Annotated in this window: 1 protein-coding gene; it reads right to left on the bottom strand. The window is 48.1% G+C overall.

Annotated features, from left to right (window positions below; genetic code table 11):
* Window positions 1-154: 154 nt before the first annotated feature.
* Window positions 155-286 (bottom strand): thioredoxin family protein, encoded by a 132-nt coding sequence (locus FWJ25_RS20855; protein WP_497755928.1) that lies wholly within the window; start codon window positions 284-286, stop codon window positions 155-157.
* Window positions 287-289: the final 3 nt, after the last annotated feature.

Below are 289 nucleotides of genomic sequence, written 5' to 3'. Positions count from 1 at the left end.
TATTAAGACAGGAGTTGATACTACATACGAAGAAGTACCACCAAAGGGGGCACTCTCTCATACGATTTACCGTATCACARAAGCACTAGTTTTCTCARAGTTGAGGCGAGGCGTCCTCTTATTTAGGCGAATACTACATTACGGCATCACTGATCTACGAGGCCATGTGTAGTTCAAGCTTCCTTGCTAGCTCTTCCTTTGCTGCGCCAACGACCCTGTCCTTGACGTCGCCCTCCCTCATGAACAGGAATGTTGGCATGGCCTCTACGCTGAATTGCTCAGCAATGGT

Origin of the sequence: Marinobacter salinexigens (genome assembly GCF_008370345.1) — a bacterium.
In the GTDB taxonomy this organism is placed as follows: Bacteria; Pseudomonadota; Gammaproteobacteria; order Pseudomonadales; family Oleiphilaceae; genus Marinobacter; species Marinobacter salinexigens.
The sequence above is the reverse complement of the archived record's forward strand: the minus strand, read 5'-3'. Positions and strand labels throughout refer to the sequence as shown.